The following is a 26,300-nucleotide window of genomic DNA, read 5'->3' as shown; positions in this document are numbered from 1 at the left end:
TGACCTGCATGAAGTTGATCTTAGGAGCGCTGGCGTTTGTGCTGATGAGGGGCGTTTTTTAAGGGCTTGAACAGTCTTAAAAGGCAGGCGAAGCAGGGCTACTCTTGGAGCGCTTCAGACTGTAGATCAAGAATCTTGAGTAGCATCTCGTCATGCTCTGCACGAGTTGCTCTGTAGAACATACACCGGTCCAGAAGGATTCTTTTCATGCTTCGGGCTGAGGCAAGGTGCTTGGGTTCGACAGAGATCGTTACAGTCTTGCCGCTCCGGCTATCGGTGACTTCTAAATTGTAACGTCTAATCAAACCGTCATCTCGTTTGGTGTGGCCAAGGTATTTGAAGATGAGGGAGGGGGCTGTCATACGGTTCCATATTTATTCATTGAAGGCCCAGCACTGCACTTAAAATTTTTTCTTATACGAATGAAGAACCTGCGGGCCGGGCTTCTGTTTAGCGGAGGCGACGATTGCGTCGTTTGATGCGACTACGATACTTCAGCATTTCGTCCACTCTTGTTGACGTCACCAGCCATGCGAATTCAAAAATTAGAAGCGGAATGCCTGTGAGTGAGGCGTAGAGAATTGCCAAAATGTAGCTCTTTTGTGTCACGGATGGAGCAAATCCGAAGCTCAACAGACATCCTGCTGCATTTAAAATGAACAGCGTCAGCATGGCGTAGCTCAGCGCGATCTCCCGGTTAATCTTTGCGCTGTCGAATCTAGCAGCCTTGATTCGTTTTAAGTCTTTCAGCTTCCGACCTCGGAAAAAGGATCGAATGCGGCCCTTTGCTCCGACGAGCATAGCGTGAACTGCACTTTGCGATGAGCGATACAAAAATTGAAGTAGAAACCCTACGAGCGCCGATACAGCACTGCTTATCCAAAACTGAGGGTTTGTTGTCCATTCTTCCATGAGGAATTCCGCTGTTTGTAGGGTTTTCAATTGGCGTTGGGGCAGGTTCGAATCGCCTGCGCGGTCAATGCTACAGTACGCGCCATTTCCACAGGAGTGACCTGCATGAAATTGATCGTAGGAGCGCTGGCGTTGGCGCTGTTGGCTGGATGTGCATCGTCAGCTATTCCGGTTAGCCAGGCTGATCCGGTACCGCGTGATGAGCTGTACGCGTTTCAAACCAAACCACCCGGAGAAAGCGGCAAGGTAATGGTCGTCCGGGACTCGGGAATGGTTGGATCTGGTTGTGACATCGTCGTGTATGTCGATGGTCGGAAGGCCGCGAAAATCGGCACCGGTCAGCGCGCTTCCTTTTATCTGCCGCCGGGTAATCCAAGTATTGGAGCAAGTCTCGCTGGTTCTGGGCTGTGTGGCGGAGCAGCCATTCGTACGATCTCTGCCAATGTGCAAAGCGGCAAAGAAAGCCTCTACAGAATCAGTGGAGACATGAGCGGCTATTTTCTCGTACCGCACGTCGATTATCAGTAAATGAATTCAAATCAGCCGCCTTCGGGCGGTTTTTTATGACTGGAGAAAGTCATGCAATCGAGCGTTGCTCGCTATCAGCCGACGACTACGATCAAGCTGTCCGGGTCTCTTGCGGCCAAGTTTGGCAGAGTTCATCGTCGAGTATTGGATTCTGGCCAGGCTTGGGAAGCGTTCCGAGCATTGAAGGCGACGCTTGAGGGATTCAAGGAGGAGATTCAGCGCCTTGATCGGCGGGGCATGCGCTTCGCCGTGTTTCGCAATCGAAAGAACGTTGGCGAAGCAGAATTTGGTTTGGGTGGCGCAACCGACATTCGTATTGTGCCGGTCATCCACGGAAGCAAGAAGGCTGGGTTGATTCAAACCATCATCGGTGCTGTTTTGATCGTTGCCGGTACGTTTCTTTCGACCACGCCATTTGGTGCGCCACTGATTGGCGCGGGTATCGGCCTTGTCGCCGGCGGCGTTATCCAAATGCTCAGCCCCCAAGCCTCAGGCCTGAAGCAAAGCGCATCCCCCGAAATCGCCCCGTCCCACGCCTTCGGCAGCGCTAACAACACCACGGCCAGCGGAAACCCGGTGCCGATCTGCATCGGCGATCGCCGATGGGGCGGGATGATCATCTCGGCCTCAATCCTGGCCGAAGACAAAGTGTAAGAAGGACAGTAGTACACCAACCGCCCGCGAGGCGGTTTTTTATGCCTGGAGGAAAGCATGGGAGCAGCGGAACAAATCGAAAATATCGGCGAGAAGGGCGGCGGCAGTAAGCCGAAATCACCGGTCGAAGCCAGCGACAGCCTGCGCTCGACCAACCTGGCCAAGCTGCTGATCGCCGTGGGCGAGGGCGAGTTTGACGGCGTTCCGACCGAATACGACATTTACCTGGACAACACGCCGATTCGTGATGCTAGCGGCAACTACAACTTTCCGGGCGTGAAGTCGGATTGGCGCCCGGGTTCGGTGAACCAGACCTACAGCACGCCACGATGTCGGCAGCCTGGTGGTCGGCAACGCACTGACTCAACACTCTGGCGGATTCTGGTGACAACACAAATATTGGCAGCATCATCAACACCGGTCGGCGCGGGCGTACTCCAAACGGCGCTGATGAGCTACAAGCTTTGTACGAGAAAGTGCTGAATATTCTCGTCTGATCATGCAGTCTTTGGCATGAACCCGACAACATGATAGTCGCTCCAACCTGCCTCACCTTTATCACTGGGTTTCGCACCTGGCTCAGCCACAAGCACATACCCCCAGGCTGAAGCGTCGATATCCGGCCGGTAAATTCTCAGTGCGAATTGGTCGAGGCCTGCCTCGTTCAGGATGATGCTGATTCCCCGATTATCGATCTTGATATTTGTATTGCCGATGCTGAATTCAGCAGGCGCTTGTTTGGCCCCGGCACCGAGCGCCGCGCCGATCCCTGCGATAGTAATTTCCCTTTTTGTAGGCATTTCCAACTCCATTGGTTATCGATTGCGGATCTCTTGTATAGCAGAGGATTAGCGTGTGTTCAGTTACATGAAGCTTTTAGGCGTCATCGCAATGATCGGTCTCGGCTTCCCACATCGGCTTGGGCCGCCTGCAGTTGTTTACGCAGTGCGTCACGGTCTTTGTTGGTCTCGGTGTTCATCTGGACCAGCTTGAATATCCGCCCTCTCTTCGCACAGCTGACGATTCAGTTCCTCGAATTCATTTTCGTAAAGCCTGAGTTGCTGACGGCATGTTTCGAGCGGCGTCGGGCAGCCGAGCCATTCGTCGGTGTCTTCTATAAAAAGGGGATCCACGGGGCCGTCTTGCTTTGAACTGTTTGGATATACAGTAATCGAGGTGCAATAGGTGGGCGAGGGTGAAGCGACGAGCTGTAGGATTTTTGATTGTGTTCGGTCGGCAGAACGCCGTGGGAGGGAGTATGCAAAATCGGCATGATGCCATTTGATGGATAGTCGTTTTCTAAACATTGGCAGTGCCGATTTCTGTAGAAAACTCCGGGCCGCAATTATTTTTCAGCATCTGAAAACATTGGGCCAAATGAGTATGGACTGGGAAGAATTGCGGCCCGGAAAACAGGCTCAAAGCCGCAGCCCGCCTGATTCTAACGTAGGACTTAAATCCCCCGCTCGTAAGGGCGTGCCGGTTCGATTCCGGCTTCGGGCACCATGAATATCAAACGCCTGCATGAGATACCTCATGCAGGCGTTTCTGTTTTTTCCGCAATGAAAAATTCCTTTCCGCCAATCATTTAGCGGTATCACCTGCTTTTCCTTTCGATTTCAGACGTGTTGTCAGGTCATTGCAATCGAAGTGAGCTAGTGTTTATTTCTCGCTAAACCTGACACAGGGCAATGATGATGAAGCGACTGCTAATGGGCGTTTTGCTGATATTTTCCGGCCTTGCTCAAGCAGGAATTCCACTGCTGAACGCGACATGCCCTGGAAATATCGAGGTCCACGCTGACAAGGGCGGCCCCATCTACATCAACGGTAAAGAAGGGAAACTGAAGAAATTCAACGAAAACGCCTTCGAAGCGAAAGGCGGCGGGGTGACCATCTCGCTGACGATCATGTCCGACGGCTCACCTGATGTCTCGTATACGGGCAAGAACAAAGCCAATGGGGTTTGCCAAGTGAAGAAAACGAAGTAATCCGGGTGTTCCATTAACCGGGCTTTGATCGCCCGGGCGTTGAGTGAACAGAAAAAAGGCCGATTCGATCTTGATTCTGTTCACTTAAGGGGAGAAGCCTTATGGTTCACTGGAGACCGTGTCTTTGAAATCTTCAGCGTCCTTGGCCTCGAAGGCCTTGGGTGGTGATAACGCTCCAATACCTCCCTTAACTCTGATAATCGTTGAGTCTGCCTTGACCTTCATAGCGGACTTCACGCGCCTCCCGGTGCGTCGGGAGCGTCAGGTTTCGTGTCCTGGCCTGCGGAGAGACTTTCATGCGCACCAAGCGGTCGTGCTGGCTGTAACGGGTCACCTCCTCACTATTCGTGCTTGTTTTTGGCCGGGATCAGCCAATGGCGGTGAATGGTGGCCTGACTGGAAAGGTTTACCGCCGACGCCACCCATTCAACGGGGATGTTTTGGGTGAAGGTGCTCAGGTCACAGAAGTAAAAAAAGTCGCCAAGTTCGAGCAATTCCTGTTGAACAGACATAAAAAATCCGAAGACAGAGATCTGGCAACGGGTTTTCGGGGAAGCCCTGCTGAGACTCGAATGCTTAAGTGAACAGCATTAGCCCAACGGCGGCCTTTATTCGAACATTACAGATGGTATAGTTCCGCGCCTATAGACCAAGGATCACCAGGTGTGAACAGCTCAACTATTGAAAGAAAAAGATGGACTTCTGTACAGATAATGCGTGGTCTGGCAGCGTTATTGGTCGCGGCCTACCATTTTGAGGATCAACTATTGGCCGTTCTAGGGATTGCCGCTCCCGGCCCATTGAGCTGGTTCGGTTTTTTTGGAGTAGATCTGTTCTTCGTTACAAGCGGGTTTGTACTCTGGCCTATGATCGCCAAAGAAAAATTAACATCTACTGACAGAGTTGGTTTTTTACTTGGTAGAACTGCCCGAATTTATATTCCATATTTAGCTGTGGTGTTTGTTATTTTATTTTTTGGACTTGGTAGCGGAAATGCCGATGTTGCAAAATCCATAATGCTCTACCCGCAGCGGATTTCAACGCAGCTATTGCCGGTAGCCTGGACTCTGGTATATGAGGTTTTGTTTTATTGGCTGGCGTTTGCGCTCATGTTTATTTATTCCAGTCGTAAAAGGTATTGCGCGCTAAGCATTGTTGTAGGGCTATTTGTATTGAAGGCAGTTGTAGTAATCAGCTCCGGGGCAGCGACTTTCTACGATTACAATGCCTTCATGGCGGACGTGTCTTGGAATCGTTGGGTAGATGGTCTATTGCCTGGCTACCTCACATCACTATGGTTCGTCGAATTTTTCTGCGGTGTCACATTGGCCTATTTGTTGTCATTAGGATGGGAATCGCGATTGGCAAAAATGTCAATTGTACTATGGATGGCCGCGGCCCTTGTTCTTTCGTTGGCAATCTATCTTTCGATTAATGTCTATGGGGTCTCTATGACCCGTGGAGACATGTTTTTACCTAGGATAATTTTGTTTGGTGGTGCTGCGGTGTTGATCTTTGCGGCAGCGATCGGCACGGAAATCAAGGATGTTGACTTGGGTATTTCAGAAAAAATAACTCGGGTTTTCGTTTGGCTGGGAGATGGGTCGTACTCGATTTATTTGATTCATACGGTAGCATTCGGCATAGCCTACGGAAATGGTCTTCGAACATGGTGCTCAAGTAATGGTTTTTCCGGATCGATTGTATTTGTTGGTTATTTCTTTCTGGTAATTATTGTTTCCGGTGCCATAGGAAACTATGTTGAGTTACCTGTTCACAGGAAAATAATGTTGGCGATAAGGAGAAAATCCTTTTTTCGGGTGGCTACCTATTAGTAGATGTTGATTATTCAAACCGCCTAAGCGCGGCTAATGAGATGTCACCCTGGCACCCTGCGAGGGCTGCGCGTTCGCAGGGTGTTTTTATTCCGGAGGCGTTCATCATAAATCCGCAGCCGCAACAGGGTTGGGCGTATGACGGGACAGATTTTTATGCGTCAGTCCCCCTTATGTGAATCCTTGATCACCAAATCCGGGAGGGCTCGAGCGGATTGATCACAACAGTGCTCGGCCACTTCAGGTATTGATCTTGTCTAATCCTGACATCGGTGCCTGTGCCGCTGAATGGACGGAACTTGAAGAATTTTAATTGTGCGCCGCTCATATTCGCACTGAGCTGGGGCGCTGCCCCAGCGCGGATGTGGCCCGGTAACCCGGTTGGGCGCCTTAATCAGGGGGATGAGCGCGATATGCGGGTGAGGGCTGTGTGTTAATCGAGCCGCCATGCGCGCCACCCTTTTCACGACCGTATACCAATCTAATCAACCATCTCCTACAAGGTTTTTCAACGGATAAATGTAGTCCGATGGACATCGTAATAATCAATCCAAGAAACATAAACTCAAATGCTATCGCTGCGGCGAATGACCTCTGTGTGCTCAGGTCGAATAAAGGCAGTGCGATGACGTGTATTAAGTAAAAGGCAAATGAGGCCTCGCCGAGCAATACAGCTTTTTTTGTAGATAGAAACATGCTGAGCATGCTTTGTTGGCTTTCGGCAATTGAAAGTATGAGCAGGGCAAAAAGCCAGGCATATGACGCGTCCCAACTGAAGGATGATAAATAGTTCAGTTTTGATGCCATGAGTAAAATAATGGCAGCGGCTATCGCGTAACTTGCGTAACCCCACTGTTTTGAATTTGTGCGATTCTCTTCTCGCCTTAAATAGTAAGCGGCGGTCAAGATTCCGAGTGTGAAATCAAATATCCTTGGCAGAGGGAAATTGTAAAGCATCCGATGCGCAGAATTGGGGTCGCCGAGAGTCAAAGAGTCATGCGGTGGTGTCCCGAAGTATACGGCTAAAGACAGTTGCGCAATTATGACGATCAGCGCAGCTGCAAACATATTGAAGCCCGGTCGTAGAATTCCAAGAGATGAAAATGCTGGAATTAGTAACGGGAAGCATAAATATAAAAAAAACTCGACACTAACACTCCATGCAGGACTGTTAAGTCCTGCGATTATGGATGTGTCTGAATGCCAGGCTTGTGCCGCAAAAATATATATGGCGATGGGGGTGTTGGCGTCTTTTTGCAGCCACACAAAAGCCATGCTCAATATATAAAGGGGGTAAACGCGGCTGAATCTAGCCCACAAATATTTGGGTGTGCTGCGCAGTGGATTTGTCTCGAATTGTTCAATATAGTTGTAAGCGATGATGAAGCCAGAAAGGACAAAGAAAAATGTGACCCCTGAATATCCAGATGCCATAATCCGCTCAGGCACTTCGCCAAGACCGGAAATAGGATAGTGAGAGAAGAATACCATCAGCGCTGCCACAAACCGAAGTCCGGTTAGCGCTGGGATCGCTCCCGTCCTATTTGAAAATTTTGGCATCATGCCGCTCCTCAATTTCACATAACTCTAAAGCAATAGCACCCAGCGAAGTGAAGGATGCGATCGAATTTCGTGGTTCACTAAAATCTCTGGTTTCCATCCTGGGTTTCACTGTACAAGTCTATTGTTGAGTTTCTTTCTACCGAGGCTGATCTGCCGACTTTAAGAGAGTTCGTGTTGTATTTCTTTTGTGTGTTTTTTCGTAAAAAAAGATTTTAGTGATTTTTGTGCAGGTTTTTCTATCGCAAGGTGCAGACCTATTGACATAACAATTACTACTGCCAGGAAAAATCCGTGCTGCATCAGCGTATACGCAAACGACTCGTTTGGTTGTGATGGGTACATACCCCTCATCAGAGTATGTATCAAATAGAGTGCGAAGGAAGCTTCTCCAAGCAGTATGGCGGCTCTGGTTGACAAGGCCCTGGATATAAAGGATTGCCGTGCCTGGGAGACGCCGATAATCAGCAAGGTAAAGGGGATAACATAGATAACGTCCCAGCTGAATACCGATCTGTAGTTCTCTTTCCATAGCATCATGGCAAATACAGCCATTAACGAAATATAAGTAAGTCTGCTCCATGTCACGTCTGATTGACGCGAGTTCTGCATGAATTGCTTGTAATAAATAGCGGCGGATATACCAATGCAGAAATCGAACAATCTTGTTGCGGGTGTGCGGTATAGCCACCGGTGGGCGGAGTCAGGGTCGAACGGTGATAAGTCCGCTTTGCCTGAAAGCCAAAAATACATAGCCAAAGCTAGCTGGCAGCTGAACATTAGTGTTGCAAAGCCAATTAATCGATTTTTCGATTTTGTGATGCCGAGATAGTGCATTACTGGCAGCACGAGAGGGAACATCAGGTATAAGAATGCTTCAACACTAATGCTCCATCCAGGCCCGTTGAAACCCATGGCCAATAACGTGTCTCCGCTCCATGCTTGAACCGCCAGCAGGTGTGGCCATAATGGAATTGTTTCGGATGAGTTCGCCCAGGCGTAAAGAGTGCAAAACGCATACAAGGGGTAAATTCGGTAAAACCTGGCAGCATAAAATGAAGATATTGATGCTCCGCTTCGTTTCTCAAATTTATCCAGGTAGTTATACGTGATTATAAAACCTGAAAGGATGAAAAAGAACGTAACTCCTGAGTAGCCGGCAACTTGAAATCTTTTCAGAATTTCGCCGGATCCAATAATTGGATAGTGCGAAAAAAAAACCATTAACGCAGCAAAGAAACGAATGCCGGTAAGTGCTGGAATGCTCCCAGCCTTGTCCATTGAGTCTCGCATGGAGCCTTCCTCTAAATTTGCGCGCGATTGTACAGCATCAGCGTAGTCATTCGTAAGTTGGTAGAAATCCCGTCGTTCAGCGAGATTTTTTCCCGGAGAAAAGTATGACTATCGGCGAAAGTGATCGGGGAGTTCGCGCGCGAACGCTGTAGGGGAGGCCCAATTTTGGTTTTCGGTACCACGAATAATCAAAGGCTTGCATGATATATCTCATGCAAGCCTTTTTTGTTTTCAGACAAACGCCTGCCCGTTGAATCCCCTAGGCAAACGCTGAAGTCCGGCCATCGCGGTCAACCGCTCGATCCACTCGGAACGCCAGTCGGACGCCGTGTGCGCATCCTTTGAATGGCGAGCCGCGCGCCGCGCCGCATTGCGCTGGTCTTTGCGCGCATCCTTGTATGCGTCGGTATTGCGGCAGCTGCGGCACTTCACACGATTGAGTTCGCTGCTGGAGGAGAGGTTGTTGCCCTTGTGCCCGCAGGCCAGGTGCCCGTCGACTTTGAAATGAATGACCATAAGACGTCTCCTTGGTGACGTGTAAAGGTATTGACCTCTCACGACCAAGGACGTTCTTTTTTCGCGCACCGTGAATCGATGGCTTACCTGAAGCGTGGCAGTGGCCGGTCGATCGGTTTGAGCGATGACAGGGTGCTGCGAATCAGCGGGGTATCCTTTTCGATATCGTTCAGCCGGTCGCGGATGCGCAGGGCGGTGGGGTGCCCGCCTTGATGGTCGACCCAGTCGGCGATCTCTTTGCAGGCCGCGGCCAGACGTGCTTCGCGGGCATCGAGCAAGGTGAGGAGAGTGGTGATGGACTCTCTTTCGGACATGGAACACCTCCGTTCATTAATCCGCTCGGTGGCAGCAAAAAGCCCGCGAAGGGCGAGCTTTCTGCCGTTGGGGCGCTGCTCCTTCAGCTGGTTTGAGTATAGACCCGTAAATGACAGCTATCAGCCCGACGACTCGGGCGCGGTCACTCGCGAGCTGGCGGCGTTGAGCCGATGACATTCCTTGCGGGCGTCTTCTTCCCGATCGTAGCCGTCGCCGATGAAGCCGCCGGTTCGCGTGTCGCAGATGCGATACCAGCCCAGGGCTTCGGCGGGCTCATGGAGAGTCTCTCCGGCGCGCCGGCCGTGGATGACGATCTTGTTGCAGCGCTTCACGACGAATATGTCTTCCATGGCGTCACCGCGGCTGATTCGTACCAGATCAACTATAGAAGCCCTGAGCAATCGTGCAAAAAATAGCCAAGTCAGTTCGTCGGGTGCAGTTGCCAGCCCAATGGGTGCCAGCGCAAGTGGTGAGTCGGATTCAACGCCTCAAGGAAGTTCTGATCGTGGGAAACGGCGACGATTGCGCCCGGAAATGTCTGTAATGACCGCTCGAACGCTTCCACCGAAGGTAGATCCAGATGATTGGTCGGTTCATCCAGCAGCAACAGCTGCGCAGGATCCACTCGCCACAAGGCCAGCGCCAGTGCGGCTTTCAGGCGCTCGCCACCGCTCAACGAAGCGCAAGGGGCCGTGGCGCGGCTCGCATCCAGCTGCAAGTGAGCGAGATAGCTGCGCAGGGTGCCCTCGGTCAGCGCCGCCCCTTGCATCATCAGCTGTTCGGTGATGGAACGCTGATCGTCCAGTTGCGCCAGTTGCTGATCCAGGAATGCGAAGGGCACGTGAGTCGCGGCGGCTCCAGCGACGGGTGCCAGTTCCCCGGCGAGAACTTTCAACAGGGTTGATTTGCCGCAGGCGTTGGGTCCGCTGACAGCGATGCGCATCGGGCCGTGGATCGTAAGGCTCAGTGCGCCGTTTGACAGCCAGGGCAGCTGAGCGTCGATCAGCGTGCAGATCTGGCGGTTGTTCGGCACCGCGCTCCCGGGCAGGTTGATCAGCACGCTGCCTTCGGGCTGCACCTTGGCGTAAGCCTCGCGCACCTGGGCATCCAGTTCGGACTTGCGGGCCTGATGACCCTGACGGACATGCCCCATGATCTCTCGCGCGGCGCCCTTGATCGCCACGTATTCGAAACTGGCAATGTTGGCGGTTTCGGCGTTGCGTCGCGAGTTGGCAGCGTGCCGCTGTATTGTGTCGTGCTCGCGTCGTAAGCGAATCCGCTCGCGCTGGCGTTCGCTTCTGGCGTGGTCGAGACGTGCCTGCGCCGCCGCTTGATGGATTCGTTGATGCTCGCGGAATGCCGAGTAATTGCCACCGAATTCGATAGCCCCCGATGCGCTCAACTCGACGATCCGCTGCATCCGGTCGAGTAGTTGTCGATCATGGCTGACGACGATCAGGCCGGTGTGCCAGCGTTCCAGCGAGTTCATCAGCCATTGCCGTCCCGATGCATCCAGATGGTTGGTCGGCTCATCGAGAACCAGCAACGGAGCCCGACTCAAAAACGCGCCAATCAGGGCGATGCGCGCTTGCTGGCCGCCACTGAGGTTCCCGGTGTAATCGGTGAAGGCAACTTCTGTCAGGCCGGCGTCATCAAGCAAGCGCCGCAAACGGTCCGCCAGATCCCATTGTTCACCAATGAGGTCGAAATCCTCGACTGATCCGCAGCCCCGGTTCATTCGCTCCAGCGCCTGAAGAATCGCGGCGCTGCCGGTGGTCTCGGCGACCGTCTCGCCGGGTGCCGCGACAAAGGTTTGCGCCACGTAGGTTGTCGCCACGGCTCGCGTCACGCTACCGCTGGTGGGTTGCCAATGTCCGGCGATCAGGCGCGCCAGTACGCTTTTGCCCACGCCATTGCGCCCAACGATAGCGGTCGGGGTGTGATCGAATTTCAGATTGAGTGTAGTGAAAATCGTCTCGCCATTGGCGAACTGAAAACCCAGTTGATTCAGGGAGACGAGAGCAGGCGTACGCGAGACGTGAGTCATCGGCACCTCCAGAAAATGTCGTGAACACTGACAATCGCCATGAACGGCGTGTCGCGAGTACATTTTTGAAGGCTTAGTTGTTCACTTCTGCGGTCGTCCCGGGGGGTAGGAGGGTGTAGCCTAGTCGAGACGGCCGAAGGCTTCAAGGCGTGTTTGCCTGCTCGACCATCCGCTCAAGGAACAGCGCCAGCGCGACTTCTTCCTTGCGCAGGCCCTTGCGGATGCGCGGTTTTGGCAACTCGGCCAAGGCGCCGAGCATGAAATGCTCGACCACCGCCGGGTGGATGTAGCACTTGCGACAGACCGCCGGCGTGTTGCCCAGTTGGCGGGCGACGCCTTTCACCATCTCGACCACATGCCGCTTGGCCTCGGTCTCGGACTCCCATTGCAGCTCCCGCAGAACCGCCAATGCCAGGGCGCTACCGGCCCAGGTCCGGTAATCCTTGGCGGTGAAGTCCGCACCGGTCAGGGTCTGCAGGTAGGTGTTGACGTCAGAGGAGCTGACGGTATGCCGCTCGCCGTTCTCATCCAGATACTGAAACAGGTTCTGCCCCGGAATTTCCAGACAGCGCTTGATGATCCGCGCCAGGCGCCGGTCCTTCACCGTGATCTGATGTTCGATGCCGCTCTTGCCGCGAAACTGGAACAGGATCGCACTGCCGTTGACCTCGACATGCCGGCTGCGCAGGGTGGTCAGGCCGTAGGAGCGATTGTCCCGCGCGTATTGCGTGTTGCCGACGCGGATCAGGGTGGCGTCGAGCAGCGTGATGACGGTTGCCATGACTTTGTCGCGGCTGAAGCCCGGCGATGCCAGCAGCGCTTCCAGCTGTTTACGCAGTTTGGGCAGCGCCAGACCAAATTCACGAAGACGCGAATACTTGTCCGCGTCACGCACTTCGCGCCAGCGAGCGTGATAGCGATATTGCTTGCGTCCACGGGCATCGCGGCCGGTGGCTTGCAGATGGCCGCGCGGGTCGGCGCAGATCCACACGTCGACGTAGGCTGGTGGAACGGCCAGCGCGTTGATGCGTTTGATCTCGTCAGGATCGGTGATGCGCTGGCCTGCGGGATCGAAGTAAACGAATTTTCCGCGCAGTTTTTTGCGGGTGATACCGGGCTGCGTGTCATCGACGTAATGCAGATCCGAAGGCAACACCTCGGTGAGCGCAGTATCGGGCATGGCGGACTTCCTTCGCGGCAAATCAGGCTGTTAAAGCCATTGACCGCGCGTCATGACGGTCGTGCCCGCAGATTTACGCCAGTACCGCAACAGCCTTGATCTGGGCCCACAACGACTGGCCCGGATGCACGCCAAGCTGATCCCGTGAATAGCGAGTGATGCGCGCCAGCAACGGCGTCCCGCCGGCATCGAGGCGAATGAGCACATGCGCGGCGTTATCGGCCGGTTGCTCGCTGACGACCGTGACCGGCAGGCGATTGAGGATGCTGCTGAACTCGCTGTTTTGCAGAGTCAGGCTGATGTCGCGCGCATGCACCTTGCAGCGCAGTCTCTGGCCCGTCGTCATCGGCGCGTGGGTCACGCGAATGTTAAGTGGCGAGTCCGGCAGTTGCAGGGTGAGCAATTGATAGTCGGCATCGTAGTCGCTGACCTGGCCTTCGATGATCACGCCGGCGTCGTTGTCCATGGCCAGGGGCAGGTCGAGCCGCGCCAGGGTTTCGCCAATCGGACCGCTGGCAAGCGCTTTGCCGTCGCTGAGCAGCACCAGATGATCGGCGAGCCTGGCCACTTCGTCCTGCGCGTGGCTGACATACAGCACCGGGATTTCCAGTTCGTCGTGCAGGCGTTGCAGGTAGGGCAGAATTTCGCTTTTGCGCTGACTGTCGAGGGCCGCCAAAGGCTCGTCCATCAGCAGCAGTCTGGGGCTGGTCAACAGCGCGCGGGCGATGCCGACACGCTGGCGCTCACCGCCGGACAAGTGCTGAGGGTGACGATCGAGCAAGTGGCCGATGCCTAGCAGTTCTGTGGCTTGGGTCATGTCGACCCGGCGCTGCGCCTTGGGAATTCGCTTGAGGCCGAATTGCAGATTGGCCAACACCGACAGGTGCGGAAACAGGCTGGCTTCTTGAAAGACATAGCCGAGCGCGCGTTTGTGCGGCGGCACGAAAATGCCTTGTTCGCTGTCCTGCCAGACCTCGTCATTGATGCGGATAAACGCCTGCGGCGCGCGTTCAAGCCCGGCGATGCAGCGCAGGCACGTGGTCTTGCCCGATCCGGACTGACCGAACAGCGCGGTCACGCCGCGACCGGGCATCTGCAGATCGACATCGAGGCTGAAGCCCGACCAGGCCAGTTTCAGACGTGCATCAATCATCGATCAGCTCCAGCCCGCGCGGGTCTTGCGGCTGGAATACAGCGCCAGCAACACCAGAAACGAAAACACCAGCATCGCCCCGGCGAGCCAGTGCGCCTGCGCGTACTCCATGGCTTCGACGTGGTCGTAGATTTGTACGGAAACTACCCGGGTCTTGTCGGGAATATTCCCACCGATCATCAGCACCACACCGAATTCGCCGACGGTGTGGGCGAAGCCGAGGATTGCCGCAGTGATGAAGCCGGGACGGGCCAGGGGCAGAATCACGCTGAAAAAAGTGTCCCAAGGATTGGCGCGTAATGTCGCGGCCACTTCCAGTGGGCGAGTGCCGATCGCGGAGAAGGCGTTTTGCAACGGCTGCACCACGAACGGCATGGAATAGAGCACCGAGCCGATCACAAGGCCGGTGAAGCTGAAGGTCAAGGTGCCAAGCCCCAGCCATTGGGTGAAATGACCAATGAAGCCATTGGGGCCAAGGGCCAGCAGCAGATAGAAACCGATGACCGTCGGTGGCAGCACCAACGGCAGGGCAACAATCGCGCCGATGGGGCCGCGCAACCAGGAGCGGCTGCGCGACAACCACAGGGCAATCGGAGTGCCGACGACCAGCAGGATCGCGGTGGTCAGGGACGCCAGTTTCAGGGTCAGCCAGATCGCCGCAAAATCGGCACTCGTGAGCGACATTTACAGCTGGTAACCGTAGGACTTGATGACCGCAGCGGCTTTCGGGCCTTTGAGGTAATCAACCAGCGCTTTGGCAGCGGCGTTGTCCTTGCCCTTGTTGAGGATCACCGCGTCTTGCTTGATCGGGTCGTGCATGCTCGCCGGAACGATCCACGCCGAGCCGCTGCTGACCTTGCCGTCCTTGTAGATCTGCGACAGGGCGACGAAGCCCAGCTCGGCGTTGCCGGTGGACACGAACTGATAGGCCTGGGTGATGTTCTGGCCTTCGACGATCTTGGTCTTGGTGGCTTCAGTCAGTTTCAGTTTTTCCAGCACCTGAGTGGCGGCCAGACCATAAGGGGCGGCTTTCGGGTTGGCGATGGACAGATGCTGGTACTCGTTTTTCTTCAGAACGTCGCCTTTGGCATCGACGTAACCTTCCTTGGCCGACCACAGCGCCAGGGTGCCGATGGCGTAGGTGAAGCGCGAACCTTTGACGGTGTCGCCTTCTTTCTCGAGTTTTTCAGGGGTGGTGTCATCGGCCGAGAGGAACACCTCGAACGGCGCGCCGTTTTTGATCTGGGTGTAGAACTGGCCGGTAGCGCCGTATGCAGCGACCAGTTTGTGCCCGGTGTCTTTTTCGAAATCGGCGGCAATCGCCTGGATTGGCGCGGTGAAGTTGGCCGCGACCGCGACTTGCACTTCGTCAGCCTGCGCGGCGCCGATGGCGAATACCGCGAGCAGGGCAGGGGCAAAACGTGAGGCACGATTGATCATGTAACGGCTCCGTGGGTGGCAAGTGCAGTGGGCAGTTGTTATTGGAAGGTAGACTGCGCCGATGCGAGGGGGCGAAACGCTATATAGCGAAATATATAGCGAAATGCCGCCAAACGGGAAGCACTGCTTTGAAACGGGTGAGGGCGCCACGCTCCTCACCCGTTCGGGGTCATCATCGCGTCAGTTTTGCCAGTGCGCCTACCGCCAGTTGCCGGGTCAGTTCAGCGGTGCCGAGGTCTTTGCCGAGCGTGAACGCCTGGCCGGCCCAGAGGTTGCTGAACTCCGCCTCACCCTTCGCGCGCAACGGCATCAAGGCACCGCCTGCCAGTGGAAAGGCAGGGGCCTTGTCCGACATCGGGCCCAGCTCCCGCATCACCCGATTGAGAATCCCCCGCGCCGGGCGTCCGGTAAACAGGTTGGTCACCGCCGTCTCGCTTTCCTTGGCGGTACGCAAGGCCTTGTGGTGCGACGCACTGACTTTCGCTTCCGGGGTAAACAGATACGCTGTCCCGACCTGAACCGCTGAAGCGCCGAGCAGGAACGCTGCCGCCACGCCGCGCGCATCGGCAATCGCACCAGCAGCAATCACCGGCACGCTGACCGCGTCGACCACTTGCGGCACCAGGGCAAACGTACCGACCTGGCTGCTCAGGTCAGCGCTGAGGAACATCCCGCGATGGCCACCGGCCTCGTAACCCATGGCGATGATCGCGTCGCAACCGTTCTGCTCCAGCCAGATCGCTTCGTCGACGGTGGTCGCCGATGAGATGATTTTCGCACCGGTGGCCTTGACCCGATCCAGCAGGGATTTTTCCGGCAGACCGAAGTGGAAGCTCACCACTTCAGGGCGAAACTCTTCCAGCACTTCGCAGGCGGCGGCATCGAAGGGCGCGCGGTTGGAGACCGGCGTCGGTGCATCGAAATCGACACCCAGTTCGCGATAGTAGGGTTCCAGCAGGTTTTTCCAGTCACGGGCCTTTTGCTCATCGGCGGCCGGCGGTTGATGGCAGAAGAAGTTGACGTTGAACGGCTTGCTCGTGCCCTGGCGAATGGTCTTCAGCTCTTCGCGCAGTTGCTCGATGGTCAGCATCGCGGCCGGCATCGAACCGAGGCCACCGGCGTTGCACGCTGCGATGACCATGGATGAGTTGGTGGCACCGGCCATGGGGCCCTGGATGATTGGCAGTTCGATGCCGAACAGGTCAAGAATGCGGGTATCAGGCCATTGGCTCATGGAATAGCTTCTCCGACAACAAAACAGGGCAGGGACGGTAGCAGCCGGTTTTTTAACGCAAAGCCACCCCCATGACCAGCACAGATTTGTAGCTTGAACAGCCGGCGTTGGCTCGGCGTTCGGGCCCGATTGGCTAAAGGTCGAGTGGGGCAAAATGTTGCAGTGTGCTATTTCAATCCCTCGACATCCTGAATTCCACCCGTGAGAGGCAGTCATGTTCAAAGGCATTTTGATCGACAAAGACGACAGCGGTTATCGCGCCAACCTGCAGGAGATCAACGACGAGCAGTTGCCGGAGGGCGATGTGACGGTACGCGTCGCTTACAGCACGCTGAATTTCAAGGACGGCCTGGCGATCACCGGCAGCAGCCCGGTGGTGCGCAAGTTTCCGATGGTGCCGGGGATCGATCTGGCGGGCACCGTTGAAGTCAGTTCGCACCCGGACTACAAGGTCGGCGATGCGGTTTTGCTCAACGGCTGGGGCGTCGGTGAAAACCACTGGGGCGGTCTGGCGCAAAAAGCGCGATTGAACGGTGACTGGCTGATTCCGCTGCCCAAGGCATTCACCGCCGCGCAAGCCATGGCCATCGGCACGGCCGGTTATACGGCGATGCTGTGCGTCATGGCGCTGGAACGCAACGGCGTGACCCCCAAACAGGGCGAAGTGCTGGTGACTGGCGCCAACGGCGGCGTCGGCAGTTTTGCCATCGCATTGCTGAGCAAGCTGGGCTACCGCGTAGTCGCTTCGACCGGTCGGGTGTCGGAACACGAATACCTGAAACAACTGGGTGCCGGCGAAATCATTGATCGCGCCACTCTGTCCGAACCCGGCAAGCCGCTGGCCAAGGAGCGCTGGGCGGGCGTCATCGATTCGGTCGGCAGCCACACGCTGGCCAATGCCTGCGCCAGCACCCGGGCCGAAGGCACCGTGGCCGCATGCGGTCTGGCTCAGGGCATGGATTTCCCGGCATCCGTGGCACCGTTCATTTTGCGTGGCGTGACGCTGGCCGGGATCAACAGCGTGACCCAACCCAAGGCGCGCCGCATCGAGGCCTGGGATCGTCTGGCGAAGGATCTGGATTTCGCGCTATTGCCGCTGATCAGCCATGAAATCGGCCTCGGCGAAGCTATCGACGCGGCACCGAAGTTGCTGGCGGGGCAACTCCGGGGGCGAGTTGTAGTTGATGTGAATCGCTGATTACTGTCGGGTTTTGCCTTCACGCTCGAGCAATTCGCGCTTGCGCTCCACGCCCCAGCGGTAGCCGCTGAGATTGCCGTCGCTGCGCACCACGCGGTGGCAAGGAATGGCCACTGCGAGGCTGTTGGCGCCGCAAGCCTGAGCCACTGCGCGCACGGCTTTTGGCGAGCCGATACGCAAGGCGATATCCGCATAGCTGGCGGTGCTGCCGACCGGTATCTCCCGCAGCGCCTGCCACACCCGCTCCTGAAACGCCGTGCCGCGCACATCCAGCGGCAAATCCAGGCCGATGGCAGGCGCTTCGATGAAGCCGACGACGCGGGCGATCAGTTGTTCGAACTCGGTGTCGGCGCCGATCAGGTTGGCCCTGCGAAACTGGTCCTGCAGGTCGCACACCAATTGGTGCGGATCGTCCCCCAGCAGAATCGCGCAGATCCCGCGCTCGCTCTGTGCCACCAGAATGGCGCCGAGCGAGCACTGGCCGACGGCGAAGCGAATGTCGTTGTTCTGGCCGGCGGCCCGGAAGTCGCCGGGTTTCATGCCTAGTACCTGATCGGCCGCCTCGTAGAAACGGCTGTTGGAATTGAAGCCAGCGTCATACAACGCCTCGGTCACCGAGCCGCCGTCGGCCAGACGCTGACGAACCCGGCGCGAACGATGCGCGGCGGCGTAGCCTTTGGGCGTCAGGCCCGTCGCAGCTTTGAACACGCGATGAAAATGAAAGGCGCTCAGACCGGCGGTTTCGGCAAGATTGTTGAGCGCCGGCAGACTGTCCGACGCTTCGATCTGGCGACAGGCTGCCGCGACGGTGGCGGCATGCTGCGCTGCGACTTCGGTCTGATCCTTGCTCGCCCGTTTGCTGGGGCGATAGCCCGCGGCCTCGGCGTCCTCGGCGGTGTCGAAGAACTCGACGTTCTGCGGTTTCGGCAAGCGCGCCAGGCTGCTGGGGCGGCAATAGATGCCGGTGGTTTTCACGGCATAGACAAACTGGCCGTCCGCCCGAGGGTCGCGTGCGACGACAGCGGCCCAGCGTGGATCGTCTTCAGTGTTCAGCGAGGTGGAAAGCGTTTTCATGATGGAGAGTCCGTTGACCTGTTGAATTTCAGGTTAACCAGTGCCACCGGCCGGAACACTCCGACCCTTGCGGTCAAACTTTGCAGGATTATCCGGCGGTGCGAAACGTCAGGTTGAAACGCTGTTCGCCCAAGCGCGGGTGCCGGCCGGGTTTGATCGGCAGGATGCCGTGATAGCGCAGCCGGTCTACGCCGCCCCAGATCACCATGTCGCCGTGCAGCAGCGAGATTTTCTGGCTCCTTTCGCCGCGTGCGAAACCGCCGAACAGGAACGTCGCGGGCAAGCCCAATGACAGAGAAACGATCGGGGCTTCGTAGGCATTTTCGTCTTTGTCCTGATGCAACGACATCTTTGCGCCTGGGACATAACGATTGATCAGGCAGGAATCCGGTACGAAGTCGGCAAATCCGGCGCGTTTCGCTGCCGTCTGCGCCAACTCGCGAAACACCTCGGGCATGGCCGGCCAAGGGCGATGGCTCACGGGATCTTCAGATGAATAACGGTAGCCGCTCCGATCGGTGATCCAGCCCAGTGCACCGCAACTGCTGGTGGCCACCGACATGCTGAAACCTCCGGGCGTCATCATGTGGCGCAGCGGGGCGCAGGCGATGATCGATTCCAGGGCCGGCAACAACTGCTCGATTTGCGACAGGGCAAAGCCGCGTAGCACCCAGGATTGCTCGCCGATCTGTTCGGCGCGCCGGGGCTGCTCGGATTCTGTGTCGGCGAACAGATCGAAGTTGGTTTGCATGATCGTCAGGTCGCGTCGTGGAAGATGATGCCCAGAGTATGCCGTTTTCCGCTGTGCAGTCGGCTGACACCGTGGCGCATGGTTACCCGATAGTCGCCGCGCACGCCTTTGACCGGGCGCTGGTTGACGGCAAAGATCAGCGCGTCGCCTTTTCTCAGGTCCATCACCAGCGGACGGGACTGCATTCTCGGACGTTGTTCGGTCATGACGAACTCACCGCCGGTGAAGTCTTCGCCAGGTTCTGACAGAAGAATCGCCACCTGCAACGGAAATACATGTTCGCCGTACAGGTCCTGATGCAGACAGTTGTAGTCCTGCGGGCCGTATTGCAGCAAGAGCGGGGTAGGCCGCAGTTGACCGGCGGCGTGGCAGCGCGCGAGAAACTCGCTGTGTTGCTCTGGAAAGCGCGCTGGCAGGCCCATTCGTTCATGCCAGCGGTTGGCCAGAGGCACGAGTCGCGGGTAAAGCGCGCTGCGCAGGCGTTCCACCACGGGGGGAAGCGGATAGCGCAGGTATTTGTATTCCCCGCGCCCGAAACCGTGGCGGGCCATGATGACCTGGGATCGAAACGGTTCACTTTGTGGGTAAAGCGCACTCAACCGATCGCAGGTATACGGGCGCAGCAGCGTGCGGATGACGGCGCAACCGTCCTGATCCAGTTGCTGCTCCAGAGCAATCCAGTCGAGCGCGTCGAGCGGGGAGGCGGGTGAGGGTGACATGCTGATTCCTTGGCTTACATTCAGGTATCAGTCTGGGCCGTCCACCCGGTCGCAACACTCCGCCGTTTGCGGTCGAATTTCGTCCGGGTCTTACAGGGCCTTGCTGACGCTGATGTCGCTGATCACATCATCGCTCTGGCCATGCAGGGCATCCAGTGCGGCCTTGGCCTCTTCCGGCGTGCCGTTTTCCAGCTGGGCGAACTCGAAGCGGCGTTCACCGTTGAGTTTGTACTTGATCACGTATTTGGTCGTTTGGGCCACGTTGATGCTTACCTGTCTGCGTTGGCGGAACTGCTCAGCTGAGTTTGGAGCTGGAGCGGCGAATGATCTTGATCGAATGCGTCAGGGTCGGCTTGCGAGTCACGCTGATCGCGCGGCGGTTGACGGTGTCGATGGTGATGTTCCAGAAACCGGTGCTCGGGGCGGTAATGCGGGCCGGGAATGTGTCGAAAGCACCGCCGTGATAGGTGTGACGGCCGCCATTCTTGAAGCTGCGGAAGTTGGCGTCGTTCATCAAGCGGATGTTGCAGGTTTGCGAGCATTGGATGACGACGATGTCGTCTTCGTTGAGGTGCTCGCGCTGGTGAATGAATTTCATGGGCGCCTCCAGAAGGGCTTTTTCTACAAAATCAAAACGATAGCATTGTCGATTGGCGCAGTTTATCAGCCCGGACAGGTTATTATCCGGCTGTCAGACAACGCTTTGACAATTAAAAACAGATATTCACGATTCTATGTGAGTTAAATGCAGCAGGCCTCGGAGAAAAACGGCATTCGTGCTGTCGGAGGGTCTTTATCGGAGGTTTTGTATGAAGTGGGGTGTGGTGATTCTGCCGTTGGCATTGGCTATGGGTGGTTGCGCAAGCGTTTCGGAAATCAATGAAACGTTGCCGACCATGAACGTCATTTCCGGCAAGAAACCCCATGAATATGCTGAGTGCCTGGCTGAAAAGCTGTCCAGCAGCCGGGGTGCCCTGCAGGTAGAGCGGAACAAGGACGAAGTCCGGGTCATCGTTCCGGGCAAGCTGGGATCGGGTCCGGCCGCGGTGTTTGACATCGAGGATCGCTCCGGTGGCAGCAGCATCAAGCTGCACGAGCGGATGTCCAATGTGCCGCTGCGTCCATGGGATGTGCGCAAAGCCGCCACGGCCTGTATTTCCGGCTGATAGACTGTCAGCAGTCAGCATTGATGCCGTCACAGCGTTGCTGTGGCGGCATTGTCATTTCTGGAGAGGTGAATGAAGAGAGAGCAGGTGCGGGAGCGACACAAGGAAGGGCTCATTGCGGCGACCCATGTGATCCAGAACCCGGCGAATCCGGGGGAGTGGATCGTGTTTTTCAAGAAAAGCGCCGGTCGCAGTTACTTTCTGGTCGACGATAACGACGAAGTCGAGTCCTTCAACCGGCTCGACGACCTGATCGAGGTCGTGCGCGGGCTGGGCATCAAGTTCGCCGAAATTCACATGTAAGGCTATTTACACACGACCACCACGCTACGGGTTTTGTAGTTACCGACATCGACGCCCAGCGTCTTGTCGTCTTCCTTGGGCGCCGGTGTGCCGTCGGTCCCGACGATGCGGTAACCGGTTCCGGCGCACGATGCGTCCGCCTTTTCATAACAGGTGGCCCAGGAATTGGCTTCGCCGGAGCAGTCGATGCTCAACCCTTGTTCTCCGTTGTTCAGGTAGGTGGTCTGCGAGGTGGCGCAGCCGGCCAGGGCCGTGAGCGCAATCAGGGGCAGGAAGCTGATGAAGGGGCGGTTGATCATGGCAATGTCGTCTTCGAGGAGGAGGGGACTAGACGCTATGACAGCGCCGGCATGAAAAGGTTATAGCGATTGGCCACGTCTTTGTGCGCAGTCCAAAAAAAGCCCTGCGCGAAGGCAGGGCCGGGATTCGTCGTTGCGGATCAGTCTTGATCCTTGCCGCGACGTTTCGGTGCAGGAGGCGTGTAATCAAGCACCGCGGCTACTTCAATCGCCATCGCTTCAGTGGGCAACGGACCGGACACATCTTCGCCGTTGGCGGCGGTGATATGCCACTGGCCATCTTTCCCCTTGGCGACGGTGTACCCATTGATGATTTTTGCTGCGGACATCTAACGGCCTCGTTGGCTGGTTCAAAGGCGCCATGATAGCGGTAAATGGCCAAACGGGCGCAGGTCGATGAGGTGTTCCGAGATCTTTGGGCTACGCTGATTGCGCAGCCTCTGTGTGCGGATGGAACTATCCGCCAGATTATTTCTCTATGTTGACATCGGTTAGCCAGTGCGGGGCATTGTAAGGTGCACGCCGCCTGATTAGACTGCGCCGAAACTCGTACACACAGCCCTTTCAAGGACTTATATGATCAAGAAATGCTTGTTCCCAGCAGCCGGTTACGGTACTCGCTTCCTCCCAGCGACTAAGGCCATGCCCAAAGAAATGCTGCCGGTGGTAAACAAGCCACTGATCCAGTACGGCGTCGAAGAAGCTCTGGATGCTGGCCTGAACGAAATCTCCATCGTGACCGGCCGTGGCAAGCGTGCCCTGGAAGACCACTTCGACATCAGCTATGAGCTGGAAAACCAGATCAAAGGCACCGACAAGGAAAAATACCTGGTCGGTATTCGCAAGCTGCTGGACGAGTGCTCGTTCTCCTACACCCGTCAGACCGAAATGAAAGGCCTGGGTCACGCGATCCTGACCGGTCGCCCGCTGATCGGTGACGAGCCGTTCGCCGTGGTGCTGGCGGACGACCTGTGCGTCAACCTCGAAGGCGACGGTGTACTGACCCAGATGGTCAAGCTGTACAAGCAGTTCCGCTGCTCGATCATTGCCATCCAGGAAGTCGATCCGCAGGAAACCAGCAAGTACGGCGTGATCGCTGGCGAAATGATCCGCGACGACATCTACCGCGTACACAGCATGGTCGAGAAGCCAAAGCCGGAAGACGCACCGTCGAACCTGGCGATCATCGGCCGTTACATCCTGACCCCGGACATCTTCGACCTGATCGAACAGACCGAGCCAGGCAAAGGCGGTGAAATCCAGATCACCGACGCCCTGATGAAACAAGCCCAGAACGGCTGCGTGATGGCCTACAAGTTCAAGGGCAAGCGTTTCGACTGCGGTGGTGCTGAAGGCTACATCGAAGCAACCAACTTCTGCTTCGAGAACTTCTACAAGACTGGCAAGGCTTACTGATAAAGACTGACTGTCTGAAGGTACGTCACACGGTCTGAATAGTTTGACGCTAAAACAAACGCCCCGACATGTTCGGGGCGTTTGCGTTTATGGATGTCGGAAAATTCAGTTTCGGAATGAGTTATTTGAGTTAAGTAAAAAATAATTGCCGCGCTTTTGTCGGTGGTTTGTAACTTCATATTTTCATTTGGTGTTTTGTCTGAAAAATATTCAACTGGCTAACTAGGTGGTTAGTCTTTGTGTTTTCTGGCTTTTGTTCATTTTTTTCTGGCTGAATGTGTGAAAGTATTTCAGGGATACAATATGAAACAAATGCTCTGTTGAACTGTAATGTAACGAAATTATAGAAATGTTTTGTTTTTAAAAGGTGGAAATTCAATTTTCTTAAGTCGTAATATTTTGAGGTCAAGACATGGAGTTCGACGTCATTGTTGTAGGTGCAGGAGCTGTGGGTGGTTCAATCGCGTATGAATTGTCATCGCGAGGTTTGAATGTCTGTCGAGTAGGCGAAACCGATCGTGCGAATGCAGCGTCAAAGGCTGCTGGGGCAATGAACGGATGTTTTGGGGAGGTTACCAACGGATTGCTGGCAAGCGACTTTGGTCGATTGAAGTTGGATATGGACCGGCAGGCTCAGCAATTATGGCCGAGTTGGGCAGAGCGTCTCGCCATATCCTCTCGCAATACAACCTCCCTGTTCACCGCAATGGGCACCCACATTCTGCTCAATACGGCGGGTATGGACGAAGTCGATAGCGTCAACTACGACACCATCGAGAACACTCTGAGTGAGTGCGGCGAACCTTACGAAGTCATTGATCCACGTAAAATGGAGTGGCTCAAGCCCAATCATCTCGTTCGTCCTCTGCGAGGGCTCTACATACCGAACGAACATTCAGTGAATTCCCATCTGTTGCTGGAGAAGCTTGATGCCGCATTTGTCGCTGAAGGGGGCACTCTGAAAAATGAGAATGCCAAGCGAGTATTGGCTGAGGGCGGTGTAGCTACAGGCGTGGAGTTAAGCGGTGGGGACGTGTTATGGGCCCGGAAAGTGATCGTCGCTGCGGGTGTTCATTCTCTGGATCTGTTGAGTGATTTCGACGATGTGGTGAAGAAGATTCCACCGCTCTTCAGCGGGTATGGCGTGTCCATCCTGGTGAAAATGCCGGAGGGCGTCGAGCTGCCAAGCTCCGTCATTCGTACCCCGAACCGTGCGTTTGCCTGTGGGCTGCACTGCGTCCCTCGTGGTGATGGAATCTTATACCTTGGGGCGACCAATATTATCTCCGAGCAGCCGAAGACGCATGCGCTGATTTCGGATGTGCAGTTCTTGCTTGATTGCGCTGTCGATCAATTGAGTCTGGATCTGCATGGTGCTGAAGTTGTTTCCATTCAGGTTGGCAATAGGCCTATTCCGGCCGACGGTTTCCCATTGATTGGTGAGTGCGGCATAGAGGGCCTTTGGCTCGCAACTGGTACTTATCGGGATGGGCTACACCAGTCACCATTGTTGGCAGGCTATATAGCGGACTGTTTGACTGGCATGAAGAATACCGGTCTTGATCTCAGTCCGTTTACTCCAGTGCGTGCTCCGCTGGTCGGATTTGCTCGCGAAGATACTGTAAAGGAAACTGTGCAACAAATGTTTGCCACGGGCTATGAGTATCGTTGGGATATAAAACCTTATTGGTTTCCACTGCTGGATGAAGGTTTGTCGCGCAACTATCAACAATTGATAAATGACTTGCATCCTTCGTTTACTCCGCCACCAGAATTGGTAGCGTTCTCTTATCTATACGAATCAATCCTGAATAAACTCTCCCAATATTATCGGGAGTGGTCATGAGTCTTTCCGAGCGTGAGTGCCTCGCCATTAATCAGGCACGAACTCTGCTACAAGAGTCTGGCGTCTGGAGTCTGGAAGAAGACTTGAGTTGTCTAGTGGATCGCTTTATCGAACGTGCGGATAAAAGTCGGGCACTAGAAGAGTTCATGTTGGCTGTCCATGAGCGCTGCAACCGGATTCCGCTCGGACATATTGTCGGCACGGTGGACTTTGACGAGTTGTCGTTGGTCGTCGGAAGCGGGGTATTCATCCCGCGTCCACACAGCAAAGTCATTCACAAATGGATCGAGAGCAGTGCTGCGCTGCAATCTGGCTCAAGGGTTCTGGACCTGTGTGCAGGAAGCGGTGCAATAGGTCTTGCGATTGCCCAGCGCAGACCTGATCTCGACGTCACTTGCGTAGAGTTTGATCCGATAGCCGTTCAGTATCTCAAACGCAATATCGGTCGCCTGTCCTGCAAGGGCGTACACGCAAGCTACTTACAGGCAGATGTTCGCGACGAGCAGGCGTTTGTGCAATTCGATCAGCATGTCGATCTGATTGTGGCTAACCCTCCCTACGTTCCGCAGGCTCAGGAGCTGCTGCCTGAATGGGGTGAGCATCACCCTCAAGCGTCTGTCTATTCGGGGGCCGATGGTCTTGAGCTGATTCGGCAGATTATTGCTCTTGCTAACCGGTTGCTAGTTCCCGACGGCTGGTTGGTGATGGAACACGGCGAAGATCAGGCTGAAGCGGTGCGTGAATTGTTCAGGTGCGATCATTTGTCTGACGTACGAACAGTGATCGACAAGGACGAGTCCGATGCATCGGGTAGCTCGGTAATGACAATTGGCCGCAAGCCTCAGTGAATTTTGGACAGGAGCTTTAGCA

Annotated in this window: 30 protein-coding genes and 2 pseudogenes; 11 read left to right on the top strand and 21 right to left on the bottom strand. The window is 55.6% G+C overall.

The window, feature by feature from the left end:
• Positions 1-450: 450 nt before the first annotated feature.
• Positions 451-912, bottom strand: coding sequence for a hypothetical protein (locus K5E37_RS20950; RefSeq protein ID WP_221535029.1), 462 nt, complete (start codon positions 910-912; stop codon positions 451-453).
• A gap of 105 nt (positions 913-1,017) precedes the next feature.
• Here K5E37_RS20950 and K5E37_RS20945 point away from each other — a divergent pair, with 105 nt between their 5' ends.
• The 3 genes and pseudogenes from K5E37_RS20945 to K5E37_RS20935 form a co-directional block, all read left to right on the top strand.
• On the top strand, positions 1,018-1,440 hold the full coding sequence (locus K5E37_RS20945) for a hypothetical protein (RefSeq protein WP_221535028.1): 423 nt from the start codon (positions 1,018-1,020) through the stop codon (positions 1,438-1,440).
• A 51-nt stretch (positions 1,441-1,491) separates the two neighbouring features.
• Positions 1,492-2,094, top strand: a complete 603-nt coding sequence (locus K5E37_RS20940; protein WP_221535027.1) for a tail assembly protein — start codon at positions 1,492-1,494, stop codon at positions 2,092-2,094.
• Positions 2,095-2,151: 57 nt separating this feature from the next.
• Positions 2,152-2,412, top strand: a pseudogene (locus K5E37_RS20935) (hypothetical protein); the annotation flags it as partial.
• Positions 2,413-2,591: 179 nt separating this feature from the next.
• Here K5E37_RS20935 and K5E37_RS20930 read toward each other — a convergent pair.
• A complete protein-coding gene (locus K5E37_RS20930; protein WP_221535026.1) occupies positions 2,592-2,894 on the bottom strand; it encodes a hypothetical protein in 303 nt (100 codons plus the stop codon).
• Between the two features lie 897 nt (positions 2,895-3,791).
• Between K5E37_RS20930 and K5E37_RS20925 the strand changes: the two genes are divergently transcribed.
• Positions 3,792-4,085: a hypothetical protein gene (locus K5E37_RS20925; RefSeq protein ID WP_085605137.1), complete on the top strand. Its 294-nt coding sequence runs from the start codon at positions 3,792-3,794 to the stop codon at positions 4,083-4,085.
• 368 nt (positions 4,086-4,453) lie between these two features.
• Here the strand turns inward: K5E37_RS20925 and K5E37_RS20920 are convergent.
• Positions 4,454-4,597 (bottom strand): annotated as a pseudogene (locus K5E37_RS20920) (IS4 family transposase); the annotation flags it as partial.
• Between the two features lie 153 nt (positions 4,598-4,750).
• Between K5E37_RS20920 and K5E37_RS20915 the strand changes: the two are divergent.
• Positions 4,751-5,920 carry an acyltransferase gene (locus K5E37_RS20915; RefSeq protein WP_139834455.1) on the top strand — a complete coding sequence of 390 codons (1,170 nt, stop codon included), beginning with the start codon at positions 4,751-4,753 and terminating at the stop codon, positions 5,918-5,920.
• A gap of 390 nt (positions 5,921-6,310) precedes the next feature.
• On the opposite strand, the gene K5E37_RS20910 is transcribed toward K5E37_RS20915, so the two are convergent.
• The 11 genes from K5E37_RS20910 to K5E37_RS20860 all read right to left on the bottom strand — a co-directional run bounded on the left by K5E37_RS20910 (position 6,311) and on the right by K5E37_RS20860 (position 16,658).
• A complete protein-coding gene (locus tag K5E37_RS20910; protein ID WP_170929347.1) occupies positions 6,311-7,480 on the bottom strand; it encodes an acyltransferase in 1,170 nt (389 codons plus the stop codon).
• A 162-nt stretch (positions 7,481-7,642) separates the two neighbouring features.
• Complete coding sequence (locus tag K5E37_RS20905) at positions 7,643-8,773, bottom strand: acyltransferase (protein ID WP_170929348.1); 1,131 nt, start codon at positions 8,771-8,773, stop codon at positions 7,643-7,645.
• A 231-nt stretch (positions 8,774-9,004) separates the two neighbouring features.
• Complete coding sequence (locus tag K5E37_RS20900; RefSeq protein ID WP_221535025.1) at positions 9,005-9,289, bottom strand: hypothetical protein; 285 nt, start codon at positions 9,287-9,289, stop codon at positions 9,005-9,007.
• An 83-nt stretch (positions 9,290-9,372) separates the two neighbouring features.
• Entirely contained in the window at positions 9,373-9,603 is a 231-nt protein-coding gene (locus tag K5E37_RS20895; RefSeq protein ID WP_007958902.1) for a hypothetical protein, read from the bottom strand.
• Between the two features lie 120 nt (positions 9,604-9,723).
• Positions 9,724-9,954, bottom strand: coding sequence for a hypothetical protein (locus K5E37_RS20890; protein ID WP_007958903.1), 231 nt, complete (start codon positions 9,952-9,954; stop codon positions 9,724-9,726).
• A 71-nt stretch (positions 9,955-10,025) separates the two neighbouring features.
• Positions 10,026-11,651 carry an ABC-F family ATP-binding cassette domain-containing protein gene (locus tag K5E37_RS20885; RefSeq protein WP_221535024.1) on the bottom strand — a complete coding sequence of 542 codons (1,626 nt, stop codon included), beginning with the start codon at positions 11,649-11,651 and terminating at the stop codon, positions 10,026-10,028.
• 142 nt (positions 11,652-11,793) lie between these two features.
• Positions 11,794-12,831 (bottom strand): DNA topoisomerase IB, encoded by a 1,038-nt coding sequence (locus K5E37_RS20880; protein WP_221535023.1) that lies wholly within the window; start codon positions 12,829-12,831, stop codon positions 11,794-11,796.
• 73 nt (positions 12,832-12,904) lie between these two features.
• Positions 12,905-13,984 (bottom strand): molybdenum ABC transporter ATP-binding protein, encoded by a 1,080-nt coding sequence (gene modC / locus K5E37_RS20875; protein ID WP_221535022.1) that lies wholly within the window; start codon positions 13,982-13,984, stop codon positions 12,905-12,907.
• A 3-nt stretch (positions 13,985-13,987) separates the two neighbouring features.
• A complete protein-coding gene (modB, locus tag K5E37_RS20870) occupies positions 13,988-14,668 on the bottom strand; it encodes a molybdate ABC transporter permease subunit (protein ID WP_007958914.1) in 681 nt (226 codons plus the stop codon).
• Positions 14,669-15,424 (bottom strand): molybdate ABC transporter substrate-binding protein, encoded by a 756-nt coding sequence (gene modA, locus K5E37_RS20865; RefSeq protein WP_221535021.1) that lies wholly within the window; start codon positions 15,422-15,424, stop codon positions 14,669-14,671.
• 172 nt (positions 15,425-15,596) lie between these two features.
• Entirely contained in the window at positions 15,597-16,658 is a 1,062-nt protein-coding gene (locus tag K5E37_RS20860; RefSeq protein ID WP_221535020.1) for a nitronate monooxygenase family protein, read from the bottom strand.
• Positions 16,659-16,872: 214 nt separating this feature from the next.
• Here K5E37_RS20860 and K5E37_RS20855 point away from each other — a divergent pair, with 214 nt between their 5' ends.
• A complete protein-coding gene (locus tag K5E37_RS20855) occupies positions 16,873-17,856 on the top strand; it encodes an MDR family oxidoreductase (protein WP_221535019.1) in 984 nt (327 codons plus the stop codon).
• On the opposite strand, the gene ada is transcribed toward K5E37_RS20855, so the two are convergent.
• From ada to K5E37_RS20830, 5 genes are all read right to left on the bottom strand, one after another.
• Entirely contained in the window at positions 17,857-18,930 is a 1,074-nt protein-coding gene (ada, locus tag K5E37_RS20850) for a bifunctional DNA-binding transcriptional regulator/O6-methylguanine-DNA methyltransferase Ada (protein WP_221535018.1), read from the bottom strand.
• Between the two features lie 88 nt (positions 18,931-19,018).
• The gene (gene alkB, locus K5E37_RS20845) at positions 19,019-19,681 is read right to left on the bottom strand and encodes a DNA oxidative demethylase AlkB (protein WP_221535017.1); all 663 of its coding nucleotides are present in this window, start codon (positions 19,679-19,681) and stop codon (positions 19,019-19,021) included.
• Positions 19,682-19,686: 5 nt separating this feature from the next.
• Positions 19,687-20,400, bottom strand: a complete 714-nt coding sequence (locus tag K5E37_RS20840; protein ID WP_221535016.1) for a 2OG-Fe(II) oxygenase — start codon at positions 20,398-20,400, stop codon at positions 19,687-19,689.
• A 90-nt stretch (positions 20,401-20,490) separates the two neighbouring features.
• The gene (locus K5E37_RS20835; RefSeq protein WP_007958927.1) at positions 20,491-20,661 is read right to left on the bottom strand and encodes a hypothetical protein; all 171 of its coding nucleotides are present in this window, start codon (positions 20,659-20,661) and stop codon (positions 20,491-20,493) included.
• A 34-nt stretch (positions 20,662-20,695) separates the two neighbouring features.
• Complete coding sequence (locus tag K5E37_RS20830; protein ID WP_007958929.1) at positions 20,696-20,998, bottom strand: DUF1883 domain-containing protein; 303 nt, start codon at positions 20,996-20,998, stop codon at positions 20,696-20,698.
• A gap of 211 nt (positions 20,999-21,209) precedes the next feature.
• Here K5E37_RS20830 and K5E37_RS20825 point away from each other — a divergent pair, with 211 nt between their 5' ends.
• On the top strand, positions 21,210-21,566 hold the full coding sequence (locus tag K5E37_RS20825) for a hypothetical protein (protein WP_039768742.1): 357 nt from the start codon (positions 21,210-21,212) through the stop codon (positions 21,564-21,566).
• Between the two features lie 72 nt (positions 21,567-21,638).
• Positions 21,639-21,869: a hypothetical protein gene (locus K5E37_RS20820; protein ID WP_011334337.1), complete on the top strand. Its 231-nt coding sequence runs from the start codon at positions 21,639-21,641 to the stop codon at positions 21,867-21,869.
• 2 nt (positions 21,870-21,871) lie between these two features.
• On the opposite strand, the gene K5E37_RS20815 is transcribed toward K5E37_RS20820, so the two are convergent.
• The gene (locus tag K5E37_RS20815; protein WP_221535015.1) at positions 21,872-22,168 is read right to left on the bottom strand and encodes a hypothetical protein; all 297 of its coding nucleotides are present in this window, start codon (positions 22,166-22,168) and stop codon (positions 21,872-21,874) included.
• A gap of 140 nt (positions 22,169-22,308) precedes the next feature.
• Positions 22,309-22,497: a hypothetical protein gene (locus tag K5E37_RS20810; protein ID WP_007958936.1), complete on the bottom strand. Its 189-nt coding sequence runs from the start codon at positions 22,495-22,497 to the stop codon at positions 22,309-22,311.
• Positions 22,498-22,744: 247 nt separating this feature from the next.
• Here K5E37_RS20810 and galU point away from each other — a divergent pair, with 247 nt between their 5' ends.
• From galU to K5E37_RS20795, 3 genes are all read left to right on the top strand, one after another.
• Positions 22,745-23,584 carry a UTP--glucose-1-phosphate uridylyltransferase GalU gene (galU, locus tag K5E37_RS20805; RefSeq protein ID WP_007958937.1) on the top strand — a complete coding sequence of 280 codons (840 nt, stop codon included), beginning with the start codon at positions 22,745-22,747 and terminating at the stop codon, positions 23,582-23,584.
• Positions 23,585-23,996: 412 nt separating this feature from the next.
• A complete protein-coding gene (locus K5E37_RS20800) occupies positions 23,997-25,430 on the top strand; it encodes an FAD-binding oxidoreductase (RefSeq protein ID WP_221535014.1) in 1,434 nt (477 codons plus the stop codon).
• Positions 25,427-26,278, top strand: a complete 852-nt coding sequence (locus tag K5E37_RS20795) for a HemK/PrmC family methyltransferase (RefSeq protein WP_221535013.1) — start codon at positions 25,427-25,429, stop codon at positions 26,276-26,278. Before K5E37_RS20800 ends, K5E37_RS20795 begins: the two co-directional genes overlap by 4 nt.
• Positions 26,279-26,300 lie beyond the last annotated feature (22 nt).

It is taken from the genome of Pseudomonas sp. RIT778 (assembly GCF_019718735.1).
Lineage (GTDB): Bacteria > Pseudomonadota > Gammaproteobacteria > Pseudomonadales > Pseudomonadaceae > Aquipseudomonas > Aquipseudomonas aphyarum.
The sequence above is the reverse complement of the archived record's forward strand: the minus strand, read 5'-3'. Positions and strand labels throughout refer to the sequence as shown.

Excerpts from the sequence above, each read along its gene's own strand:
- K5E37_RS20950 (WP_221535029.1), bottom strand. The coding sequence starts at position 912 with ATGGAAGAATGGACAACAAACCCTCAGTTTTGGATAAGCAGTGCTGTA.
- K5E37_RS20945 (WP_221535028.1), top strand. The coding sequence starts at position 1,018 with ATGAAATTGATCGTAGGAGCGCTGGCGTTGGCGCTGTTGGCTGGATGT.
- K5E37_RS20940 (WP_221535027.1), top strand. The coding sequence starts at position 1,492 with ATGCAATCGAGCGTTGCTCGCTATCAGCCGACGACTACGATCAAGCTG.
- K5E37_RS20930 (WP_221535026.1), bottom strand. The coding sequence starts at position 2,894 with ATGCCTACAAAAAGGGAAATTACTATCGCAGGGATCGGCGCGGCGCTC.
- K5E37_RS20925 (WP_085605137.1), top strand. The coding sequence starts at position 3,792 with ATGAAGCGACTGCTAATGGGCGTTTTGCTGATATTTTCCGGCCTTGCT.
- K5E37_RS20910 (WP_170929347.1), bottom strand. The coding sequence starts at position 7,480 with ATGCCAAAATTTTCAAATAGGACGGGAGCGATCCCAGCGCTAACCGGA.
- K5E37_RS20905 (WP_170929348.1), bottom strand. The coding sequence starts at position 8,773 with ATGCGAGACTCAATGGACAAGGCTGGGAGCATTCCAGCACTTACCGGC.
- K5E37_RS20900 (WP_221535025.1), bottom strand. The coding sequence starts at position 9,289 with ATGGTCATTCATTTCAAAGTCGACGGGCACCTGGCCTGCGGGCACAAG.
- K5E37_RS20895 (WP_007958902.1), bottom strand. The coding sequence starts at position 9,603 with ATGTCCGAAAGAGAGTCCATCACCACTCTCCTCACCTTGCTCGATGCC.
- K5E37_RS20890 (WP_007958903.1), bottom strand. The coding sequence starts at position 9,954 with ATGGAAGACATATTCGTCGTGAAGCGCTGCAACAAGATCGTCATCCAC.
- K5E37_RS20885 (WP_221535024.1), bottom strand. The coding sequence starts at position 11,651 with ATGACTCACGTCTCGCGTACGCCTGCTCTCGTCTCCCTGAATCAACTG.
- K5E37_RS20880 (WP_221535023.1), bottom strand. The coding sequence starts at position 12,831 with ATGCCCGATACTGCGCTCACCGAGGTGTTGCCTTCGGATCTGCATTAC.
- modC (WP_221535022.1), bottom strand. The coding sequence starts at position 13,984 with ATGATTGATGCACGTCTGAAACTGGCCTGGTCGGGCTTCAGCCTCGAT.
- modB (WP_007958914.1), bottom strand. The coding sequence starts at position 14,668 with ATGTCGCTCACGAGTGCCGATTTTGCGGCGATCTGGCTGACCCTGAAA.
- modA (WP_221535021.1), bottom strand. The coding sequence starts at position 15,424 with ATGATCAATCGTGCCTCACGTTTTGCCCCTGCCCTGCTCGCGGTATTC.
- K5E37_RS20860 (WP_221535020.1), bottom strand. The coding sequence starts at position 16,658 with ATGAGCCAATGGCCTGATACCCGCATTCTTGACCTGTTCGGCATCGAA.
- K5E37_RS20855 (WP_221535019.1), top strand. The coding sequence starts at position 16,873 with ATGTTCAAAGGCATTTTGATCGACAAAGACGACAGCGGTTATCGCGCC.
- ada (WP_221535018.1), bottom strand. The coding sequence starts at position 18,930 with ATGAAAACGCTTTCCACCTCGCTGAACACTGAAGACGATCCACGCTGG.
- alkB (WP_221535017.1), bottom strand. The coding sequence starts at position 19,681 with ATGCAAACCAACTTCGATCTGTTCGCCGACACAGAATCCGAGCAGCCC.
- K5E37_RS20840 (WP_221535016.1), bottom strand. The coding sequence starts at position 20,400 with ATGTCACCCTCACCCGCCTCCCCGCTCGACGCGCTCGACTGGATTGCT.
- K5E37_RS20830 (WP_007958929.1), bottom strand. The coding sequence starts at position 20,998 with ATGAAATTCATTCACCAGCGCGAGCACCTCAACGAAGACGACATCGTC.
- K5E37_RS20825 (WP_039768742.1), top strand. The coding sequence starts at position 21,210 with ATGAAGTGGGGTGTGGTGATTCTGCCGTTGGCATTGGCTATGGGTGGT.
- K5E37_RS20820 (WP_011334337.1), top strand. The coding sequence starts at position 21,639 with ATGAAGAGAGAGCAGGTGCGGGAGCGACACAAGGAAGGGCTCATTGCG.
- K5E37_RS20815 (WP_221535015.1), bottom strand. The coding sequence starts at position 22,168 with ATGATCAACCGCCCCTTCATCAGCTTCCTGCCCCTGATTGCGCTCACG.
- K5E37_RS20810 (WP_007958936.1), bottom strand. The coding sequence starts at position 22,497 with ATGTCCGCAGCAAAAATCATCAATGGGTACACCGTCGCCAAGGGGAAA.
- galU (WP_007958937.1), top strand. The coding sequence starts at position 22,745 with ATGATCAAGAAATGCTTGTTCCCAGCAGCCGGTTACGGTACTCGCTTC.
- K5E37_RS20800 (WP_221535014.1), top strand. The coding sequence starts at position 23,997 with ATGGAGTTCGACGTCATTGTTGTAGGTGCAGGAGCTGTGGGTGGTTCA.
- K5E37_RS20795 (WP_221535013.1), top strand. The coding sequence starts at position 25,427 with ATGAGTCTTTCCGAGCGTGAGTGCCTCGCCATTAATCAGGCACGAACT.